Origin of the sequence: Ruegeria hyattellae (genome assembly GCF_041537925.1) — a bacterium.
GTDB lineage: Bacteria > Pseudomonadota > Alphaproteobacteria > Rhodobacterales > Rhodobacteraceae > Ruegeria_C.
Genome location: NZ_JBGOSH010000003.1, coordinates 54,377 through 69,584 on the forward strand (window position 1 = coordinate 54,377; position 15,208 = coordinate 69,584).

Annotated in this window: 14 protein-coding genes; 7 read left to right on the top strand and 7 right to left on the bottom strand. The window is 61.9% G+C overall.

Annotation, left to right across the window (positions count from 1 at the left end):
- Window positions 1–137 precede the first annotated feature (137 nt).
- A complete protein-coding gene (locus AB1E33_RS07675) occupies window positions 138–908 on the top strand; it encodes a DeoR/GlpR family DNA-binding transcription regulator (RefSeq protein ID WP_372576680.1) in 771 nt (256 codons plus the stop codon).
- Between the two features lie 277 nt (window positions 909–1,185).
- Window positions 1,186–1,875 (top strand): DUF1045 domain-containing protein, encoded by a 690-nt coding sequence (locus tag AB1E33_RS07680; RefSeq protein ID WP_372576681.1) that lies wholly within the window; start codon window positions 1,186–1,188, stop codon window positions 1,873–1,875.
- A gap of 98 nt (window positions 1,876–1,973) precedes the next feature.
- On the opposite strand, the gene AB1E33_RS07685 is transcribed toward AB1E33_RS07680, so the two are convergent.
- Together AB1E33_RS07685 and AB1E33_RS07690 are read right to left on the bottom strand one after the other, a co-directional pair.
- Window positions 1,974–4,154: a xanthine dehydrogenase family protein molybdopterin-binding subunit gene (locus tag AB1E33_RS07685; RefSeq protein ID WP_372576682.1), complete on the bottom strand. Its 2,181-nt coding sequence runs from the start codon at window positions 4,152–4,154 to the stop codon at window positions 1,974–1,976.
- A 1-nt stretch (window position 4,155) separates the two neighbouring features.
- Entirely contained in the window at window positions 4,156–4,617 is a 462-nt protein-coding gene (locus AB1E33_RS07690; protein WP_372576683.1) for a (2Fe-2S)-binding protein, read from the bottom strand.
- 141 nt (window positions 4,618–4,758) lie between these two features.
- Here AB1E33_RS07690 and AB1E33_RS07695 point away from each other — a divergent pair, with 141 nt between their 5' ends.
- Window positions 4,759–5,364 (top strand): TetR/AcrR family transcriptional regulator, encoded by a 606-nt coding sequence (locus tag AB1E33_RS07695; RefSeq protein WP_372576684.1) that lies wholly within the window; start codon window positions 4,759–4,761, stop codon window positions 5,362–5,364.
- 30 nt (window positions 5,365–5,394) lie between these two features.
- On the opposite strand, the gene AB1E33_RS07700 is transcribed toward AB1E33_RS07695, so the two are convergent.
- Complete coding sequence (locus tag AB1E33_RS07700) at window positions 5,395–6,153, bottom strand: helix-turn-helix domain-containing protein (RefSeq protein ID WP_372576685.1); 759 nt, start codon at window positions 6,151–6,153, stop codon at window positions 5,395–5,397.
- A gap of 109 nt (window positions 6,154–6,262) precedes the next feature.
- Between AB1E33_RS07700 and AB1E33_RS07705 the strand changes: the two genes are divergently transcribed.
- The gene (locus AB1E33_RS07705; RefSeq protein WP_372576686.1) at window positions 6,263–6,799 is read left to right on the top strand and encodes a peroxiredoxin-like family protein; all 537 of its coding nucleotides are present in this window, start codon (window positions 6,263–6,265) and stop codon (window positions 6,797–6,799) included.
- A gap of 16 nt (window positions 6,800–6,815) precedes the next feature.
- Here the strand turns inward: AB1E33_RS07705 and AB1E33_RS07710 are convergent, their stop codons facing one another.
- Genes AB1E33_RS07710 through AB1E33_RS07725 form a run of 4 tightly spaced genes read right to left on the bottom strand, consistent with a single transcriptional unit; the run spans window position 6,816 to window position 12,372 of the window.
- Window positions 6,816–7,556: a maleate cis-trans isomerase family protein gene (locus AB1E33_RS07710; RefSeq protein WP_372576687.1), complete on the bottom strand. Its 741-nt coding sequence runs from the start codon at window positions 7,554–7,556 to the stop codon at window positions 6,816–6,818.
- Window positions 7,553–8,617 (bottom strand): pyridoxal phosphate-dependent aminotransferase, encoded by a 1,065-nt coding sequence (locus AB1E33_RS07715; protein WP_372576688.1) that lies wholly within the window; start codon window positions 8,615–8,617, stop codon window positions 7,553–7,555. Before AB1E33_RS07715 ends, AB1E33_RS07710 begins: the two co-directional genes overlap by 4 nt.
- Before the next feature lie 3 nt (window positions 8,618–8,620).
- Window positions 8,621–10,273 carry a hydantoinase B/oxoprolinase family protein gene (locus tag AB1E33_RS07720; protein WP_372576689.1) on the bottom strand — a complete coding sequence of 551 codons (1,653 nt, stop codon included), beginning with the start codon at window positions 10,271–10,273 and terminating at the stop codon, window positions 8,621–8,623.
- Window positions 10,270–12,372, bottom strand: coding sequence for a hydantoinase/oxoprolinase family protein (locus tag AB1E33_RS07725; RefSeq protein ID WP_372576690.1), 2,103 nt, complete (start codon window positions 12,370–12,372; stop codon window positions 10,270–10,272). Before AB1E33_RS07725 ends, AB1E33_RS07720 begins: the two co-directional genes overlap by 4 nt.
- 248 nt (window positions 12,373–12,620) lie before the next feature.
- Here AB1E33_RS07725 and smpB point away from each other — a divergent pair, with 248 nt between their 5' ends.
- From smpB to AB1E33_RS07740, 3 genes are all read left to right on the top strand, one after another.
- Entirely contained in the window at window positions 12,621–13,097 is a 477-nt protein-coding gene (smpB, locus tag AB1E33_RS07730) for an SsrA-binding protein SmpB (RefSeq protein WP_372576691.1), read from the top strand.
- Between the two features lie 63 nt (window positions 13,098–13,160).
- Window positions 13,161–14,015: a 3-mercaptopyruvate sulfurtransferase gene (gene sseA, locus AB1E33_RS07735; RefSeq protein WP_372576692.1), complete on the top strand. Its 855-nt coding sequence runs from the start codon at window positions 13,161–13,163 to the stop codon at window positions 14,013–14,015.
- Window positions 14,015–15,199 (top strand): amino acid aminotransferase, encoded by a 1,185-nt coding sequence (locus AB1E33_RS07740; RefSeq protein WP_372576693.1) that lies wholly within the window; start codon window positions 14,015–14,017, stop codon window positions 15,197–15,199. The genes sseA and AB1E33_RS07740 overlap by 1 nt, the downstream gene beginning before the upstream one ends.
- The last annotated feature ends 9 nt before the right edge of the window (window positions 15,200–15,208 follow it).

A 15,208-nucleotide genomic window follows, 5' to 3' on the forward strand; every position in this document is an offset into this window, starting at 1 on the left:
CCGAATAGAAAGGAAGATAATGATTTTCGTTTGGGCTCTTTTTTTCTTTCCTCCTTATCCTGCTATGATAGCACGCGGTGACAAGCCGCTTGCAGAGTTGCAATCGTTCGGGCGGATTGGCGCAACAGGAGAATGACGTGGCCCAGACATTCCGGCACCCCGAGATCATCGAAATCGCGCGCCGCGACGGCCGGGTCACGGTTGACGGGCTGGCGCAGCATTTCGGTGTCACGCTGCAAACCATTAGACGCGACCTGACCGAACTGGCCGAGGCGGGCAAGCTGGACCGGGTGCATGGTGGCGCGGTGCTGCCGTCCGGCACCAGCAATATCGGCTATGAAGAGCGGCGCGGGCTGAACCACGCCGGCAAGATCGACATTGCCCGCGCCTGTGCCGCCCGGCTGCCCAATGATTGCTCGATCTTCCTCAATATCGGTACCACGACCGAGGCTGTGGCGGCGCAATTGCTGGGTCACGAGAACATTCTTGTAGTGACCAACAACATGAATGTGGCCAACATCCTAGCTGCCAACCCTGCCTGTCAGGTCAATGTAACCGGCGGCACGCTGCGCCGGGCCGATGGCGGGCTGGTCGGCACCATCACCACCGATGTCATCCAGCAGTTCAAGTTCGACTTCGCGGTGATCGGCTGCTCGGCGCTGGACAAGGATGGCGACCTACTGGATTTCGACATCCGCGAGGTCGGCGTGAGCCGCAGCATCATCCGCCAGTCGCGGCAGGTGATCCTGGTCGCCGATCACACCAAACTGCAGCGCAACGCTCCGGCGCGGATCACCACGCTGGGCGAATTGGGCTGTTTTGTCACTGACAGGCCCATCTCTGCCAAGCTGCGTGCGGCCTGCGTCGATTGGGGAACCGATGTGGTGATCGCGTCGGGCGAAGTGTGAGGCCGGGATCTGCAAGACGATGTCGCGCGACGCACTTGAGACAGCCTTCTAAAAAACAACAGGGACTGACCGGTAATTGATCAGTCCCTGTTTGGGGAGGTGTGAGCTGGGGGCGCATCACTTATGATACCTCTGACAACAGTGTTAACCTGTTTTGGGTCGGGTCGAAAATACGGGGATTCCCGTAAGTCGGGATATTTCTTGCACCTCTCTGGCAAGTTTTTCTTAAATTACAAACGCTTAACCGACCAATTCAATCGGCAGCATCAGGGCGGAAATGAACAATCATCGCAGATACGCAGTATTTCACACACCACCAGACGGAATTCTTGCCGAAAAAGCCGCCCAATGGCTCGGGTGGAACCCGGTTTCGGGCCTTTCACCAGAATTTCCCGGGTTGGACGGGTTGTCCGAATCGAATCGCAAGCTGACGGCACGGCCGCGCAAATACGGGTTTCACGGCACGCTGCGCCCGCCCTTCCTCCCGGCGCAGTGTCTGACCCTCACCAAACTTCAAGAATTAACAGACGAACTGGCCCACAACTTGCAGCCGGTGACGCTGGATGGGTTGTCCGTGGCTGCGCTGGGTCCGTTCCTGGCGCTGCGCCCGATTGGTGAGACAGGGCCGCTCACTGATCTGGCGGCGCGGATCATCGAGGCGACCGATAGCTGGCGCGTGCCCATGAGCGCCGAGGAACGCGCGCGGCGCAATCCCGACCGGCTGAGCCCGCAGCAACGCGCGTTACTGGATCGGTGGGGATACCCGTTCGTGATGGACGCGTTCCAGTTTCACATGACCCTGACCGGGCCGCTGCGGCCAGAAGAACGGGACCGGCTACGTCCCCTGCTGACCCGGTATCTCGAGGGCTGCATTCCACAGCCTTACCCGATCTCGGATTTGTGCCTGATGGGCGAGGCTGAGGATGGCAGGTTCCGCCTGCTCTCACGACATTCGCTGGGCGGGTAGAGCGCAATCCAAAGAGTGGGAACTGGTATTGGGATTGCATTGCGCATCAGAACAGCCGGGTAGCAGCACCGCCGGTAGACCCGGCGGCGCCATTTGGGTCAGGAGAAACTGACGCCGTTATTAACCATCGGCAAGGACGTGACCCGCTGCCCGGTCGCCGCGATCGCGTTGGCCAGCGCCGGGGCCGAGGGCGGCGTTCCCGGCTCGCCCACGCCGGTGGGCGATTCGGCCGAGGGCACGATATGCACGTCGATCGCCCCGATATCACCGATCCGCAGCGGCTCGTAATCCGGGAAGTTGGATTGATCGACCGCGCCTTCGGTCAGGGTGATCTCATTGCGCATGGCGTGACCCAGACCATAGCCGATGCCGCCTTCCATCTGTGCCTTGATCACATCGGGATTCACCGCGATGCCGCAATCGACCGCGCAGGTGACCTTTTCGATCTGCACGCCGTCATGGGCATTGCCCGAGATCTCGACCAGTTCCGCGACATAGCTGCCGAAGGACTTGTGCACCGCGATGCCCTGTGTTCGCCCGTCAGCCGCCTTGCCCCAACCGCCCTTGTCGGCGGCCAGTTGCAGGACCCCGGCAATACGCGCCTGATCCGTTTCGCCACCTTTCAGCAAGGCCAGACGAAACGCGACCGGATCGCGACCGGCGGCCTTCGCGGCCATGTCGATCATGGTTTCCATCACATAGGCCGTATGGGTATGCCCGACCGAGCGCCACCACAGTACCGTCGTCGCCTTGGCTACATCGGTCAGCCCAACAAACTGGCCGGGTATCGCGTAGGGCGAATCGGGCACGCCTTCGATCGAGCTGTGATCGACACCGTCATGCACCGCGAAATCTTCGAACGGAGTACCTTTCATGATCGACTGACCTGCGATCCGGTGATCCCAGCCAACGATGGTGCCAGCCTCATCCAGCCCGACGCGCACGCGATGGGCAAAGGCCGGGCGGTAGTAGCCGCCAGTGATGTCATCCTCGCGCGTCCAGACCAGTTTGACCGGACGCGTGCGGTCGGTGACCGCAAATGCCAGCGCCGCCTCGACCTGATAATCCGCCGTCGGCGTCGCGCGCCGCCCGAACGAGCCGCCTGCGAACAGCGTGTTGATCTGCACCTTCTCCATTGGCAGCTGCAGGATCTGGGACAGCGCCATATGCGGGCCGGTGGGCATCTGGCACCCGTCATGCAACAGAACACCGCCATCCGCCGTTGCTTCAATCGTGCAAGTCAGAGGTTCCATCGGAGCATGCGCCAGCAGCGGGAAGTAGAAGGTCTCGTCCAGCACGGTTGCCGCGCTGTCAATGCTGGCGGCAACCTGCGCCTGATCGGTGCCTGTCACGTTGTATTCCGGATCAGCATTCACGGCTGCAAGCAACTGATCGCGAATCTCGTCCGAGGACCGCGCCTCGGCTGCCGAGAAATCCCAATCGACCACCAGCGCCTCGCGCGCCTGCAGCGCCGCCCAGGTGTTTTCCGCAAACACCGCAACGCCGGCCTTGTTGGGCAGTTCCGTCGCCCGGATGAAGCCCTTGATTCCTTTGGCGTCACTATCGTCAAAACCGGCAACCAGCCCGCCCATGCGCGGGCTATGGGCGATCAAGGCAATCATCTGGTTGTCCAGATGCAGGTCCATCGCATATGTCGCGGTGCCGTTGATCTTGGGCGGCGTATCCTTTCGCCGGACAGCTTCATTGCCGATCAGCTTGAACTCGGATGGGTCTTTCAGGCGCGGCTCTGCCGGTGCTGCGATCTGCGCCGCCGTCCCGACAAATTCAGCCAAATGCGCTTCGTGCCCGGCCCCTTTGATGATGCCATCCTCCAGCGACAGCTCGACCATTTCGACATTCCACGCATTTGCGGCGGCTTGCAGCAGCATGTCCCGCGCGGCGGCACCAGCCTGCCGATATTGCATGAACGAGTTCGCCATGGCGGTGGACCCGCCCGTGCCCTGGAACGGACCAAAGAGCAGGTTGTTGTAGATTCCGGCGTCCGACGGCGCGAACTCATACGCGACATCTTCGATTGGAACGCCCATTTCCTCGGCGATCAGGGTGGTCAGGCCGGTTGCCGGACCCTGGCCCTTTTCGAAATGCTTGATGATCGCGGTGACGGTCCCGTCGGAGCTTATCTTGACGAAGGGGTTCAGCATCGCCCCCTCGGCGTTTGCGGCGGCAATCGCCCCATCGGGGCGCGCGCCCACATACAGCACGGCGGCAGTGGCGGCGGCACCTTTGAGGAACCCTCGGCGTGACGTGTTTAGGGTCATATCAGGCCTCCATTATCTGGGAAGCGCGCTGGATCGCGGCGCGGATGCGTTGATAGGTGGCGCAGCGACAGGCATTGCCATCCATATAGCTGTCGATCTCTTCGACCGTGGGCTGGGCGTTCTCAGTCAACAAGCCAACCGCCGACATGATCTGACCCGACTGGCAATAGCCGCATTGCACCACATCAAGCTCGGTCCAGGCCTGCTGTACGGCGGTCGAGACATCGCTGTTCAAACCCTCGATTGTGGTAATCTCGGCCCCTTCGACATCCTCGACATAGGTCTGGCAGGACCGGACCGGCTCACCATCCAGATGCACTGTGCAGGCCCCGCAAGAGGCGACGCCACAGCCAAATTTGGTGCCGGTCAGCTTCAGTTCATCGCGGATCACCCACAGCAGAGGGGTGCCCGGTTCGGCGTCGACATCTCGCGTCGCGCCGTTCAGTTTCAACGTCATTGCCATGGGGGGTCTCCTGTTCACGCTTGTTGCCCGAAACGGGGTAAACTGGCAGGTTTACCATACTTCTGTCATCTGCGAGTGTAAACTCGATAGTTTACACTTAGATTTGACCAGCCCAGAGTCCAGGCTCTATAGGTGGATGCCATGACCACCTGCGACACCACAAATGCGTCCAAGCAAGCGCAGATCATCGATGCCGCCGTGGCCGAGTTCCAGGAAAAGGGCTTTGCCGCTGCCAGCATGGATCGCATCACCGCGCGCGCCGGAGTGTCCAAGCGGACGGTCTACAAGTATTTCGAAAGCAAGGAAAAGCTGTACCAGTCGATCGTCCGGATCCTTTATGAGAAATTCGCCGATGCACTGAGCATGGCCTATGATCCGAGCCGCGATATCCGCGAGCAGTTGACCGATCTCGCCTGGGCCGAGGGCCACCTACTGACCTCGCCCGAGGTGATGGCCATTGCCAAGCTGGTCGTCAGCGAAAACCTGCGCAATCCGCAATTGGCCGTCACGGTACAAGGCAAGATTGATTCGAAGCGGGTCTTTACCGAGATGCTACGGGATGCGAGCCGCGACGGTCATCTCAACGTGGACGAACCCGAAGAAGCCGCCGAACAGTTCATCGCGTTGCTCAAATCCAAAGCCTTCTGGCCGGTGATCCTGGGCGGCGATATCCTCAACCAGACGCAAATGGCCCGCGTCGTGGACAACACCGTTGACATGATGATGAGCCGATATGGCACTACGTAGGTGCGGCGCCAAGACCGGATTGCCACCCGCTCAGAAGGCCGGGACGGCCTGATCCTCGGCGGCAGCGGCTTTCCTGATCTGGGTCGGGGTCTGTCCATATTCCTGCGAGATGGCACGGCTCAATGCCTCGGGCGAACCGTAACAATAGCGGTTCGCGACCCGCTGCACCCGATCGCCCCGTTCGATATCCTGCCGCGCAAGGGTCAGTCGCCATTTCCGCAGATAGGCCAACGGCGTAACGCCCATCGCCTGACGGAAAAGTTCGGCAAAACGGCTGACCGACAGGCCCGCCTCCTGTGCCAGCAGATCCACCCGCCAGTCCTGTCCGGGTCGGTGGTGCATGGCCACGATGGCGCGGCTGAGCCTGGGGTCGGCCAGACCGCCCAGCAGCCCCACCTGCATCTGACCCTGCTCGATCTGGCGCCGCATCAGCCGAACCAGCAGTACCTCGCCCAGCCGATTCAGTACCGATGCCGACCCGCAACGGGCGGCGGCCTGTTCGACAAGCAGCAGATCCACGACCGCACGCATCTCGGGGTCATTGATCAGGTCTTGCCGGATCTCGGGCGGCAGTGCCGCCAGCAGCGGGTTCTGGGACCCGCCCCAGGAGACCCGTGCAGATAGCAGAACCGCGTGCCTATCAGCCTCTAACAAGGCCATCTGACCACTTGCGCCGTAGATCAGGTAGTCAGGTTGCGCATCCCCTACAATCACAAGATTTGCCTGTACTACCGCGCAATGACGCACGGAGAGTGAAAAACGCGACATAAGGGCGGAAAGACGGTCCATTATTAGGAGCTCGGATTAGGTTTCGGGGTTTGGATCAGGTTTTTGCTATTTTTATGATACTAACTTGAGGTATCCCTATCGGCAAGCCCCACTCACAGGAGACACCAATATGCTGATGCCGCGCCAGAAAACCCCCGACCTGACGGTGCCCACGCTGGATCATGGCGAATTCGATCTGGCCACGGATGGGTCGGAAAAGGGGACCGTGATCTGCTTTTATCGCGGCCTGCACTGCCCGCTTTGCGCCACCTACCTGACCGAGTTGGAAAAGCGCGTCGACGACTTCGCCGAACGTGGCGTGAAGACTTTGGCGCTCAGTTCAGACGGCGAAAGGCGCACCCGCGAGATGGCCGACAAGATCAAATCGAGCAAGCTGCGGTTTGGCTATGACCTGTCGTTGGAAAAGGCGCGGGAATGGGGGCTCTATATCTCGACCTCACGTGGCAAGACGTCGATCGGGATCGAGGAACCCGCGCTGTTTTCCGAGCCGGGTCTGTTCATGGTGACGCCTGAGCAATCCCTCTACTACGGCTCGGTTCAGACCATGCCATTTGTGCGGCCGCATTTCTCAGAGCTTGTGGGCGCGTTGGATTTCGCGATCGCCAACAATTACCCGGCGCGGGGTGAATATCAGGGGTCCGTCTGATCGCTCGGCGCTGGATTTACAAGCAATCGAACAAGCGCCCCGGCAGCATGGAATGCCGGGGTAGGTTCAATGCCCGCATCAGGCAGAACATCATCGCCTGATTGGACGTGACCACCGGTTTGCCCAGCGCCGCTTCGACCCGCTCGACCACCTCGACCGACCGCATGTCGGTACAAGACAGGACGATCGCCTCGGCCTGTTCGTGGTCGGCCCGGCAGGCGAGGTCGTGGATCTCATCGGGCTGCAACTCTCCTTGCCCGTAATTTCCAAGCTCCCGACTGATATCGGCACAGCCCACGGTCTCAATCCCCTGGCTCTGCAGAAACCGCGCCGCCTGCCGGTTGATCTCGCCCAAATAGGGCGATGAGAATCCCACCTGCCTGACGCCTAGCGCCTGAAGCGCTGCCACCAGCGCCCCTGCGGCGGTGACGCACCGGGCACCACACATATCCGAGATGTTTTCGGCCAGGTTAGTGTCGAATTCCGGCCCATGGGTGAGCGTCGCGCTGGTACAGCCATACAGCACGATGTCGGGCCGTACCCCGGCGATCATCCGCAGATCATGACTGATGTCAGAGGCCCCCAGACCAGCCATCTGGTCCGCTCCTGGTATCTCGTCCACATCATACCCGCCCATCCGTTGAAAATGCAGCGTTGTGCCAGGCACACGCATCCGCATCAGGTCAGGTTCAAGATTGGTATTTGTAAAGGGCACCAGCACGCCGATCCGAGGCAGCCCGCGAGTGTCAGCCATCATGATAACGCCTCCTTCAGGACAGCGGTCGCGCGCTCCATGACCGGTGCGTCACAGATCGTGGCGCGCAGGCAGTCGGGCAGGCCATATCCCGCCATGCCCCGCATCAGCAGGCCCGAGCGCCGCAGCGCCCGATCGACCCGCGCCGCCCGGTCTGCGCTGTCAAAGCGGAGCAGCACGAAATTCGTATTGCTAGGCAGCACGTCGATGCCAATTGCGCGGCAGCTCTCCGAGAATGCATCGCGAATGTGCCCGGTCCTGGCGACGATCCTGCGCATATGGTCCTGATCGCGCATCGCCGCCGCCGCCATGCTCTGCGAGGCGGTCGGGATGTTGTTGGGATTGAGCAGCTTGCGCACCTCGCCCGCAATTGCGGGTGGGAAACAGCCCCAGCCAACCCGCGCACCTGCAAGCGCATAAGCCTTGGAAAACGTGCGCAAGACGACGGTATCGCCTCGCCCGGCAAGCGCGAAAATCTCGGAAGGGCCCTGTGCGGCATCGCAAAACTCGGCATAAGCCTGATCAATGACAAGCAACACGTCGCTGGGCAGATCCTCGCGCAGGCGCAGGATGTCGGCGTTTGGCACCATGGTGCCGGTGGGGTTCCCCGGATTGCACAGAAAGACCACCGCCAGATCAGGGGTCACATTGTCGAGGATCGCGTCGACAGACACGGTCAGACCGGGCTCCGGCAGCTGCCGGTAGGGCGCCTGCGCCTGCAAACTGGCGGTGGCCACAAAGGCATAGCTGTACGCGCTGCCCAGAACTACGCGTCCGGGGCCTGAATAGGCGCGGATGAGGCAGCCGATCAACTCCATCGATCCTGCGCCACATAGGATCATATTAGGGTCTAACACGTGCTTTTCGGAAATTGCCTGCCGTAGATCGCTCCAGTCGGGATCGGGGTAGAGCCTTGCTTGCGACGCCTCCTCGTGTGCGGCGACCAGCGCCTTTGGGCTGGGCGGAAAGGCACTTTCATTCTGCGCCATCGAGATAAGATCGCCGCCAAGATCAGCAAGCGCATAAGGTGCCATCGTCGCTACATGTTGAACAGGACGGATCATGGTTTACCCCCCTTTATAGTCGCGCATCACGCCAGCTTCGGTGACAAGCCCGCGCTTGAGATCACGCGCAATGGCGTCCGCGTCGCGCAAATCGGGCGGGCCAAATCCGCCGCCGCCCGGTGTTTCGAAGATCAACTGATCCTCGGACCCAACCCGCAACTCGCACTTGCCAGGCAGGTCCTCGGCCGCGCCGCGCAGCCGGATGCGACCCGGTGCGCCCGGCGCGCCACCTGCCCGCCCGAGGGCCGGGTGCTTCAGACGCTCGACCGACAGGAAGACCAGAAACGGCGCGCCATTGGCCGAGGACATCTCGATCCGCTGTCCCAGTCCGCCCCGATAAGTGCCCGCGCCGCCGGAATCGGGCCGCAGCTCACGCCGCCAGACGGTGACAGGGGCGACCGCTTCGGTGATCTCGACCTGCGAGCCGAAGACGCCCGACGGGTAGGCGGTGGCCGAAAGGCCATCCGCATAAGGCCGTGCGCCGGTGCCGCCATTGTGCACAGGCTCGATGGCAAAACCGCGCCCGCCTTCCCGCAGCACTTCGGGCGCGTGGCGCATCGGCAGATCGAACATGCACGAGGCCCCTTCGGCGGGCACCAGATCGGGCAGCGCATGATGCAAGCAGCCAAACACCAGATCCGGCATCAGTTGACCCAACGTGTGCCGCATCGCCACCGGCGCGGGGTGCTGCGCGTTCAGGATGCACCCGGCAGGGCCATCTACGGTGAACGGTTCCAAAGACCCCGCATTGTTGGGAATATCCGGCCCAACAATGCAGCGCAGCGCAAAGACCGTATAGGCCGTCGCATAGTTGAGCGGCACATTGATGCCCTTGCTGGAGCATCCCGAAGTGCCGGTGAAATCCACGTGAATGTTTTTGTTAGAGACTGTGAGGGCTGCGTGCAACTCCAGCTCGGCCTCGTATCCGTCCGTTCGCAGCATGTTGCGATAGACTCCGTTCGGCACGGCGGCGATGGCCTCCAACGTGCCACGCCGAGAGGTGTCGATGATGTAGGTGGCCAGCGCCTCAAGGTCGTCGAGGCCGAACTCCGTCATCGTTTCGACAAGACGCCCGGCACCCGCCTCGCAGCAGGCGATCAAGGCATAGATGTCGCCTTCGTTGGCGATGGGTTCGCGGCAATTGGCGCGGATGATCTCTATCAGTCCTTCGTTCAGCGCGCCCTGCGAGACCAGCTTGCAGGGCGGGATAAGCAGGCCCTCGTCGTAGATATCAGACCCCCCCGGCCCCATGCCCAACCCGCCCAGATCAACCAGATGCGAGGTGCAGGCGGTGAAGCCCACCACCCGGTCCTGCCGGAAGGCGGGCATCAGCAGAAGGAAATCATTCAGATGCCCCGAGGCGAGCCAGGGATCATTGGTCATGTAGATGTCGCCTTGTTGCATCTGCGCCGTGGGAAAACGCCGCATCAAGTGCTTCACCGCCTCGGCCATGGTGTTGATATGACCCGGCGTTCCGGTGACCGCCTGAGCCAACATCCGGCCCTGCGCATCAAACAGCCCCGCCGAGATATCACCGCATTCGCGCACGATCGGGCTGAAGGCCGCTCGGATCAGGGTCTGCCCCTGTTCTTCGACCACGGCCAGAAGGCGGTTCCACATGACTTGTAACCGGGCAGGAGAGAGAGCGGTTGTCATTCGGCACCTCCTATGGCGTGGCGGGTAAGCACCAGATTGCCCATCGCATCGACCTGCGCCGTGAAATCGCTGGACACCAGTGTGGTGCTTTGCGGCTCAGTGATCAGCGCCGGGCCTTGTATCTGGTCTCCGGGTTGCAGCGTTTTGCGTTTGACCAGATCGGCCTGCTTGGGCGTCCCATCCACATCGCAGATAATTGGGGTCGTTTGAGCGGAAAAATAGGATCTAATGCAGAGATTTTCGGCTTGCTGACTCACGGGCGCGCTTTGCGTCGACACCCTGAGCGACCAGTTCAAGATCTCGATCTCCATCCCCGGAACCGGTCTGGAGAACTGGCTGCGATACTCGACCTCGAACGCCTCGATGAGGCGGGGCAGATCCGACTGGGTCAGGGGGTGACCGGGCAAGGGGATCTCGATCTCATGGCCCTGTCCGGCATAGCGCATGAACGCGCTGCGCCTTGTCAGCCTTTCGGCATCGCCCGCGCCCTGGGCAACCACCGCTTCGGCCTCACCCAGCATCTGATCGAACAGGGCGTTGATCTGCGCAACGGGCAACGTGCCCAGACGCGCGTAGCGGGACCGAACGATCTCGAATGAGACCGGGGCAAACAGGAACCCGACAGCCGACCCGACGCCGGGATTGGGCGGGATCAGGATGCGCGCGACCCCCGCTGATCTCGCCAGCCGACTGGCATGCAGCGGCCCGTTGCCACCAAAGGCGATCAGCGTGCGGCTGCCCAGATCCTTGCCGGATTCCACCGCATGCATCCGCGCCGCCGAGGCCATGCTTTCCTGAACGATCCGACTGACCCCATCCGCCGCCTCGGCTGCCGACAGGTCGAGCGGCGCGCCGATCTGGTCGCTCAGCGCGACATGCGCAGCCTGCGCGTCGATCCGTATCCGTCCATCGGCAAACCCCTCGGGTCGCAGGAACCCCAGCTCGATATCGGCATCGGTGACCGTCGGCGCGGTGCCGCCGCACCCGAACGCTGCCGGACCCGGCTCTGACCCGGCGCTCTTTGGGCCAACCGTCAGCCGCCCCAACCGGTCGACACTGGCGATCGAACCGCCCCCGGCACCGATCTCGATCATCTCGATCACCGGAATGCGCACCGGCATCCCCGAGCCCTTGATGAAGCGCGCCGCGCGCGCGATCTCGAACCGGCGTGAGGTCTGCGGCTGCGCCTTGTCGATCAGACATAGCTTGGCCGTGGTGCCGCCCACATCCAGCGACAGGACGTGATCCAGCCCAGCCTGCGCCGCGATATGCGCGGCCAGTATCGCGCCCCCGGCCGGACCGGATTCGACCAGCCGGATCGGAAAGCGCGCGGCGGTGTCCAGCGTGCACATGCCGCCACCCGCCGTCATCATCAGGATCGGGCATATCAGCCCTTCGGCCCGGAACAGATCCTGAAATCGGTCCAGATAAGACTCCATCAGAGGCTGGATAAAGGCATTGGCCACGGTGGTGCTCAGGCGTTCGAATTCGCGCGCCTCCGGGCTGACCTCGGACGAGATCGACACGGTCAGACCGGGGCGGGCCGCAAGCAGGCTGTCCCGCAAGCAAAGCTCATGAGCGGGGTTGGCGTAGGAATGCAGCAGGCAGATCGCGACCGCCTCGGCTCTGCAGGCGTCGAGTTGTTCAAGCAACGGTGCGAAGGCGGTTTCGTCCAGCGGGCGCAACACCTGACCGTCGACTGACATCCGTTCGGGAATGGTGAACGCACGGTCGCGGGGGACCAGAAAATCGGGCTTCTCAAGGCTCAGGTCGTATTGCGCATAGCGGCGCTCATAGGCGATTTCCAGGATGTCCCGAAACCCTTCGGTGGTGATGGTGGCAACCCGCGCACCGCTCTTTTCGATCAGTGCGTTGGTGGCCAGCGTGGTGCCGTGGACAAAACCGTCAATCTCACCCAAACCGTGACCGGCCTGCGCCAGCACGTGCCTCGCGCCCTCCATCGCGCCAAGCGCTGGGTTTTCATGGGTGGTCAGGGTCTTGGTGGAACCTGCGATCCTGTCATGTCCTGACACCAGAACGGTGTCGGTGAAGGTACCACCGATATCAATGGCCAGCCGCAGCCTCGGGGGAAGTGTCATCTGTGATTCCAAATCTTGCCGTCATCCGTCGCGTTTACCGGCCATCCGGCCGAAGCGTGCGTCAGGCGACCAGATCACTGCCGGTCGCGCGGCGATCGAGTCGTTTTGGAATATGCAAACAGGTCATGGCTCCAGACTTTCAGGCCAAAACAGCCGCCGCTTGCCGGTTTGCGACCTGAGCGTGCCGAATCGGTGCCAGATGCGACATCGCTTGCACCCGGTGAAAAGCACGCCTAAATCTGCCCCCCATGGCCAAAGAGAAAACAAACCCCAATTACAAGGTAATCGCCGAGAACCGGCGGGCGCGGTATGATTACGCGATCGATGACGACATCGAATGCGGCATGATCCTGGAAGGCTCCGAGGTCAAATCGCTGCGCGTAGGTGGGTCGAACATCGCCGAAAGCTATGCCGCCGTAGAAGAGGGTGAGCTGTGGCTGGTGAACTCTTACATCGCGCCCTATGAGCAGGCCAAATCCTTCAAGCATGAGGAGCGGCGGCGGCGCAAGCTGTTGGTCTCACGCAAAGAGCTGTCCAATCTGTGGAACGCGACCCAGCGCAAGGGCATGACGCTGGTGCCGCTGGTGCTCTATTTTAACCACAAGGGCATCGCAAAGCTGAAAATCGGCGTCGCCAAGGGTAAGAAAACCCATGACAAGCGTGAAACCCAGGCGAAACGCGATTGGTCGCGCCAGAAGCAGCGATTGCTCAAGGATCATGGCTGATCACGCCTTGCGTGAGGGTAGCCGCTTGTATAAGCCCAATTTGCGATAACAGCGGAGGCTCTGATGCAGGACGATCCGAAAACTCTGGTATCCACCAACTGGTTGGCGGCGCATCTCAAGGATCCCGACCTGCGGGTGCTGGATGGCTCCTGGTATCTGCCGCAGCAGGCCCGCGATGCCCTGGCCGAGTACCAAGAGGCCCATATCCCCGGTGCGCGGTTTTTCGATATCGACGACATTTCCGACCGGCGATCCGATCTGCCTCATATGACTCCGCCAGTGGAAAAGTTCATGTCCCGCCTGCGGGCTATGGGCGTCGGCGATGGCCACCAGGTCGTGATCTATGATGGCGCGGGGCTGATGTCCGCCGCCCGGGTCTGGTGGCTGTTCCGGCTGATGGGCCAGATGAACGTCGCCGTGCTGGATGGCGGCTTTCTCAAATGGCAGGCCGAGGGGCGCGAGATCGAGGATCTGCCCCCCGTGGTCCGCGACCGGCACATGACCGTGCGGGTGCAGAACCAGCTGATCCGGGATGTGACCCAGGTCTCAGCCGCCGCCAAGCTGCGCGATCACGAGATCATCGACGCCCGGTCGCCGGGCCGCTTTGCGGGAAGTGATCCCGAACCGCGCGAGGGGCTGCGGTCAGGCCATATTCCGGGATCGCGCAATGTGCCGTATACCAGCCTTCTCAACAAGGATGGCACGATGAAATCGCCCGAGGCCTGCCGCGCCATTTTTGAAGCTGCCGGAGTGGACCTCAAGAAACCCGCAATCACCACCTGCGGGTCCGGTGTGACCGCCGCCATCCTGTCGCTTGCACTGGAGCGGATCGGCAAGTCCGACCATTCCCTTTATGACGGCTCCTGGGCCGAATGGGGCGCCTTCCCCACCCTGCCCGTCGCAACCGGAGAATCCTGATGTTCGAAAATCTCAAGCCACAGCCCGCCGACAAGATTCTGGCGTTGATGCAGATGTATCGCGAAGACCCGCGCGACCAGAAAATCGATATGGGTGTTGGCGTCTACAAGAACGCCGAGGGCGTCACCCCGGTGATGCGTGCGGTCAAGGCGGCGGAACAGAAAGTCTGGGAAGAACAGCAATCCAAGGCCTATATCGGCCTTGCCGGCGACCCGGCCTTTTCGGATGCGATGATCAACCTGATCCTGAACGGCGCGGTGCCGCGCGAGAACATCGCTGCCGTCGCCACGCCGGGCGGTACCGGCGCCTGCCGTCAGGCGTTTGAATTGGTCCGCATGGCCAATCCCTCGGCGCGGATTTTCGTCTCGAACCCGACTTGGCCCAACCATATCTCGATCCTGAACTATCTGGGAATCGAGATGGTGCCCTATCGCTACTTCGACGCCGAATCGCGCGGTGTCGATTTCGGCGGCATGATCGAGGATCTCAGACAGGCGCGGCAAGGTGACGTGGTGCTGCTGCATGGCTGTTGCCATAACCCGACCGGCGCGAACCTGAACCTTGTACAATGGCAGGAAGTGGTGAACCTGATCAACGAACAGGGTCTGGTGGCAATGATCGACATCGCCTATCAGGGGTTCGGCGACGGGCTGGAGGAAGACGCCGCCGCCACGCGGCTGGTGGCCTCATCGGTCAGCGAATGCCTGATTGCGGCAAGCTGTTCCAAGAATTTCGGGGTCTATCGCGAACGCACCGGTCTGCTGATGGCGATCTCTCAGAACGCGGGTCAGGTCGGGCTGAACCAGTCGACGCTGGCCTTCCTGAACCGTCAGAACTATTCCTTCCCACCCGATCACGGGGCGCGGGTAGTGACCACGATTCTGAATGATGCCGCCCTGCGCGCCGACTGGCAGCAAGAGCTGGAAGAGGTTCGCCTGTCGATGCTGGGCCTGCGCCAGCAACTGGCAGACGAGTTGCAACGCCTGTCCGGTTCGGACCGGTTCGGGTTTGTCGCGCAGCATCGCGGCATGTTCTCGCGGATCGGAGCAGCGCCGGAACTGGTCGAAAAACTTCGGGTTGACCATGGCACCTACATGGTCGGTGACAGCCGAATGAACATCGCGGGTCTAAACGCCCAGACTGTGCCGATCCTGGCGCAGGCGATCGTCGAGGTCGGTGTCTGAGACCCTAAA